Annotated in this window: 5 protein-coding genes; 4 read left to right on the forward strand and 1 reads right to left on the reverse strand. The window is 62.0% G+C overall.

The genetic code is table 11. From position 1 onward, the window contains the following. A partial coding sequence (locus tag AC1D00_RS24420; RefSeq protein ID WP_477012411.1) for a glycosyltransferase family 4 protein occupies nt 1-879 on the forward strand: 879 nt, incomplete at its 5' end. Nucleotides 880-890: 11 nt separating this feature from the next. Here AC1D00_RS24420 and AC1D00_RS24425 read toward each other — a convergent pair. Continuing rightward, a complete protein-coding gene (locus tag AC1D00_RS24425; protein WP_477012412.1) occupies nt 891-1,034 on the reverse strand; it encodes a hypothetical protein in 144 nt (47 codons plus the stop codon). Nucleotides 1,035-1,666: 632 nt separating this feature from the next. Between AC1D00_RS24425 and AC1D00_RS24430 the strand changes: the two genes are divergently transcribed. From AC1D00_RS24430 to AC1D00_RS24440, 3 genes are all read left to right on the forward strand, one after another. Then, complete coding sequence (locus tag AC1D00_RS24430; RefSeq protein WP_477012413.1) at nt 1,667-2,782, forward strand: polysaccharide biosynthesis/export family protein; 1,116 nt, start codon at nt 1,667-1,669, stop codon at nt 2,780-2,782. A gap of 88 nt (nt 2,783-2,870) precedes the next feature. Then, a complete protein-coding gene (locus AC1D00_RS24435; RefSeq protein WP_477012414.1) occupies nt 2,871-4,235 on the forward strand; it encodes a cellulase family glycosylhydrolase in 1,365 nt (454 codons plus the stop codon). Nucleotides 4,236-4,312: 77 nt separating this feature from the next. Further along, nucleotides 4,313-5,512 (forward strand): glycosyltransferase family 4 protein, encoded by a 1,200-nt coding sequence (locus AC1D00_RS24440; protein ID WP_477012415.1) that lies wholly within the window; start codon nt 4,313-4,315, stop codon nt 5,510-5,512. Nucleotides 5,513-5,537: the final 25 nt, after the last annotated feature.

Consider the following 5,537-nt stretch of genomic DNA (forward strand, 5'->3'; position numbering starts at 1 on the left):
TCCTTCGCCGGGCTCGTGGTGCGCCCGGTGCTCTGGCTGACCTATCGGCGTTCGCGCATCGTCTATTGCCCGCACGGATGGGCCTTCGGCCGCGAGACCGGCCGCCTCAGCCGCGAAGTCACGAAGTTCACCGAGCTCGTGCTGTCGAAATTCACCCATCGCATCGTGTGTATCTCGGAAAGCGAGCGGACCGATGCCATGCAGGTCGGAATCGCGGCGAACCGCCTCGTTCTTGTGCACAACGGGATTTCCAAACAGCGGCCCGTGCTCGGCACGCGCGCAGCGCCTTGGCAGTCGGAGAAGATCAAGGTTCTCTTCATCGGGCGCCTCGACCGCCAGAAGGGGTATGACCTCCTCATCGAGGCGGCCCGCGCGCTCGGAGACACGCTGGATGTGCGCCTGATCGGCGCTTCAGTCGTCAGCAAATTCCACCGAAGCGACCTGCCGGACAACGTTTCCTTCCTGGGCTGGATGAATCGCAACCAGATCGAGGCCGAGCTCGACCAGGCCGACATGGTCGCAATTCCGTCACGCTGGGAGGCGTTCGGCCTGGTCGCGATCGAGGCCATGCGGGCGGCCAAGCCGATCATCGCCTTCCGCATCGGCGCCCTGCCGGAAATCGTCGAAGACAATACGACGGGCGTGCTGTGCGACGAGGTCTCGGCGGAAAAGCTGGTTGAGGGTTTTCAACGCGCAGCCCGGCTGGATCTGCTTGCGGTCGGCCGGGCCGGATATGAGCGCTTCAGCCGCCTCTACGACATCGARCAGACGCACCGTACCCTGAGCCAGGTCTATGCCGACGTCCTGCTCGTGCGGACAAGCGAATCCGGGCAGCAGGCGAAGCTGCAATCCGACTTCCCGAACAATCTGCGGTCGTAGCGACCGCGCGATCAAGCCATCCGGCGGGCATCGCCCTGCGCGAACTCGCCGTCATTCACACGGTTGTCGGAGAACGACCACGCAATTGCGGAGGCAACTATCATCGCGCAGGTGAGAAAGCCAGCTGCGAACAGCAGTGATCCGGTGTGCAACATTCTTCGCCTTCCCTTTTGGTTTGACCGACAACTAGGCCGATCAGGATTAGGAAGACCTTACAAACGCCAGCGTAAGGCCAGCTTCCGAATCTAAGCGTTAACGGAGGTGGAATCCCGCCGCAGAAAGATCGGTGCGATGACCCGGCGAGGGCGTCCGCTCAGGCTCAATGCCCGCCGCAGGACGACGAAAACACAACGCAGGGTCACTCAGAATCGAATCCAAGACTTGAAGTTTAGGCGATCTCATCTCGCGACGATGCAATTCCATCTCCGCGCGCTGCTCACTAGTTCAGCCGCAGCCTCAATCGTGACAACGATCGGACACGTGTATGTCTAGTTTGCGAACTGCTTATAAAAGAGGACGCCGCGCACAAATTTTGCACAGCGATTCTGCCGTGTATCTCGGTTCACAAGTTGCAATAAGGTCACAGGCATAAGTGCTTTACCATAAAGTCGAAGACGTAGCAGTGACTCCGCAGTACGGGATTTGTACGGTGATTCCGATTTTAGATGAGTACGAGGGAATTCCAGTGGCTGAAACCGACCGTGTGAATTTTGATTTCGGGATTAGCCGAATCGTGGCGGTCGCGGCGATCTGCGTCTCCTTGGCGGGTTGCGCGGGATTCATTCCCTTGGACGCTCCGGATGCGGTTGCCACGCAAACGAATGCCGCGCTCGTCACCGAGCCGACCGCACCGCTTGCCTATGCCCTGATGCCGGTCAATCCGGCGATCCTCCAGGCGACCAACGGCTTCACGGACTCCGCCGGAAAGGTCTTCTCCCGCCTCCCCGGCGGCAATTATCGCGACGTCACGATCGGCATCGGCGATATCGTCATCGTGACCGTCTACGAAGCGCAAGCGGGCGGCCTGTTCATTCCGCGCGAAGCGGGCGTGCGCCCGGGCAACTTCGTCGACATTCCGCGYCAGCAGGTCGACCAGTCCGGCAACATCAACATCCCCTACGCCGGATCGATCAAGGTGGCCGGGCTGACGCCGCGCGCCGTGTCGAACATCATCCGCGAGCGCCTCAAGGACCGCGCCATCGATCCGCAGGCGGTCGTGAGCGTGGCCGAGCAGCGCGGCAACCAGATCAGCGTGCTCGGCGAAGTCAACTCGCCACAGCGCTTTCCGGTCGACCCGGGCGGCATTCGCCTGATGGGCGCGATCGCGCGCGCCGGCGGCCCGAAATATCCCTCCTACGAGAGCACGATCACGATCAAGCGCGAAGGCCGCACCTACAATGAGACGATGTCCACGGTGGTGCATAATCCTAGCGAGGACGTCCTGCTCGCGCCGGGCGACGTCGTCTTCCTGACCCGCATTCCCAGGGTGTACATGGCGTTCGGCTCGACGCCGTCGCCGGGATCGATCGGCGGCACCAACAACCGCCGCTTCACCTTCGAGAACGACAACATGTCACTGGCGGAAGCGCTGGCGAAGGCCGGCGGTCTCGATAGCGCCCGCGCCGATTCCAAGTCGATCTACGTCTATCGCTTCGAGCCGAAGCCGCTGCTGCAGCAGATCGGCGTCGACGTCTCCCAGTTCCCGACCAAGACCGTGCCCGCCGTCTACAAGTTCGACATGAGCAAGCCCGACGGCTGGTTCCAGGCGGATACGTTCAGGATGCGCGATCACGACGTGATTTCGGTGGCGGAATCGCCGTCGACCGAATTCATCAAGCTCATGACCCCGCTGAACGCGGCAACCACCAACGCGGACAACATCAGCTCGATCGTTTCAAGGTAACGCGGGCAGCGATCGGCTGATTTCTGACACAAGTATCCAGCACGACGGAAAGGTGAATTCTCCGGGCCCCCGAAGCCCTCCTCCAGCGTTGTCAGACGAGATGAATACGATTGTGAAAACGCTCAGGCCGGGCGGCCAATGGATCCGCGGATGCTGGATTGTCGCGACCATTGCCGCGATCAGCCTGGTTCCGCATTCCGCGCAGGCGCAGAATGCGCGGCCGCTGGAGGAACGGTTCCTGCTGGGAGTCGGTACGCACCAGGGATTAGGCGGCCCGGTGAGTTCGCGCGGCTATGTGCCCGCCATCAGCATCGGACAGATCAAGCAACTCGGCCTGAACGCATTCCGCGATGACTTTCCGTGGTCGGATTTCGAATTGCCGGGCCGCAGGATGGGATTCACGGCCCAATCGGGCAGGCTGGAAACACAGATCAAGTCCGGTGTCGCAAGGCCAATGCTCATCCTCGCATTCGGCCATCACCTGGTCCCAAATTCCTTCCCGCCGACGACCGACGAAGCCCGGCTGCGATTTGCCGATTACGCGGCGGCGGCGGCACAATCGGTTGCCGCGCAGCACCCGCTGTTCGAACTGTGGAATGAATGGAATCTGTCGACCAGGAAAAATCCGGCGTTCTCCGCCGAAAACTATCTGGAATTGGCCAAAGCGGCGCGGCCCGCCGTCAAACGTGTGGCGCCGAATGCTGCGTTCATTGTCGGCGCCATCGGGGACGATGCAGGCTGGGCCTGGACCCAAAGCATCCTGCAACTCGGCGTGCTGAAATACGCCGACGGCATTTCGGTCCACCTCTATAATTTCTGCATGACGCCGGCCAAACGCAACGCCGCCGAGATCGTCGATCGCCTCGATGCCTTTCGCCGTCTCGTCACCCAGGCCAGCGGCGATCCGGACTTTCCGATCTACGTGACCGAAACCGGCTGGACCACGGCAACCGCCAAGTGCGGGGTCAGTGAGCAGGCCGYGGCAGACAATACGGCCCAGCTGATATTGTGGGCCTCTACCGCCTCGTCCTGGCTCAAGGGAATGTGGATCTACGAGCTCAAGGACAGCGGGAAAAATCCAGCCGAGCTCGAAGACAATTTCGGCCTGTTCAAGTTCGACAATTCGCCCAAGCCCGCCGCCTGCGCCGTGCGCGGCGCCTGGTCCTTCATTCGCTCCACTCTCGCGGCGGAGCGAAAAAAGCTTGCGAACGACGTCGTGCTGATCAAGGCTTCGAGCGCCGCTGGCGGCAAGGCCGCGGTCTGGTCGGAAGATCCGAACCGGCGTTACGAAGTACGGCTAAAGGTTGATGCACCGGACGCGACCTTCGCAAATCCCTGCGATGAGTCGCCAAAGCCGGCTGCGGGCGTCTGGATGGCCGTTTCAACGACTCCGCTTCTGATAGAAGCCCGCGGTAACGCCGTACCCGATCTGGAAATACGAGCGGCCAGATAAGCCGTCGAAGATGTGCAGCCATTTTTCCATCCGGGACGATCTCCCGGATGCCTCAATGCTTGGATAAGGCCGACTAGATGAAAGTGCTTTTGACCTCGTCACTCTATCCAACGCCGCGGGCGCCGAAGCTGGTCGGCGGCGCAGAGATATTCGCGCGACGATTTGCCGAAAGTCTCCTGGAACGTGGCGACGAGGTCGAGGTGGTCCGCGCAGCGTCCGAGCCGAACCAACCGCCTGAGGAATGCGACGGCATCGATGTGCATTCCGCACCGGTGCGAAACATCTATCTGCCGTTCACGGAGCAGAAAAACGTTGCCCTGCGCAGCGTCTGGCATGCCGTGGAGGACTGGAACAGCCTCGCACCGACGATCGCGGAGCGGATCCGTGCCTTCAAGCCTGACGTCCTGCACTCGAACAATCTATCCGGCCTGACGACCGCGATCTGGAAAGTAGCCGCCGAGCACGGAGTCCCGGTCGTGCACACGCTGCACGACTATTATCTGACCTGCCCGCGATGCTCGCGTTTCAATAAGGGCCACGTCTGCGAGCAAACCTGCACGAGTTGCGGAATCCTGACATTCAACCGCAAGCGGGCCACCCGGCGGCTCAGCGCCGTCGTCGGCGTAAGCCAGCGCGTCCTCTCCATTCACACCGATCTCGGCATGTTCGAGGAGACGCCGATACGCACCGTGATTCGCAACGCGTCGACCGCAACGCTCGCTCCCCACGCGCGGAACGGGTCGAGCACCGACATCACGTTCGGCTTCATCGGCCGGCTCACGGAAGAGAAAGGCGTCGACAATCTGATCCAGGCAATGGCCGCCGTGCCGCGCGACCGGGTTCGGCTGCTGATCGCCGGCCGCGCCAGCGACCAGGAGCAGCAGCGTCTGAAAACCCTGGCACCGAATGCGCGCATCGAATTTATGGGGTTCGTCGCCCCCGATGATTTCTACCGGCAAATCGACGTCGTGATCGCGCCGTCGATCTGGGAAGATCCGGGTCCGCTCGTGGTGGCCGACGCCAACGCGGCGGGCAAGCCGATCCTCGGGACCCACTTCGGCGGCATGCCGGAAGTGATCGAGCACGGTGTGACGGGGTGGCTGACCGCTGCGACTCCGGAAGCGCTGACGCGCAGCATCATCGAGATTGCAGCGAACCCGCAGAAGATCGCCGAGATCAGCGACCGCCTCGCCCGGACCACGAACAAGTGGACATTTTCCGACGTCGTGTCCGAATACAGGAAGCTGTTCGAACGCGTGAGCCATCGCGAGGGGTAGGCCCGTGGCCCTCGTCAGCGCAGGC

It is taken from the genome of Bradyrhizobium sp. P2_E8, assembly GCF_056403875.1.

Excerpts from the sequence above, each read along its gene's own strand:
- AC1D00_RS24425 (WP_477012412.1), bottom strand. The coding sequence starts at position 1,034 with ATGTTGCACACCGGATCACTGCTGTTCGCAGCTGGCTTTCTCACCTGC.
- AC1D00_RS24440 (WP_477012415.1), top strand. The coding sequence starts at position 4,313 with ATGAAAGTGCTTTTGACCTCGTCACTCTATCCAACGCCGCGGGCGCCG.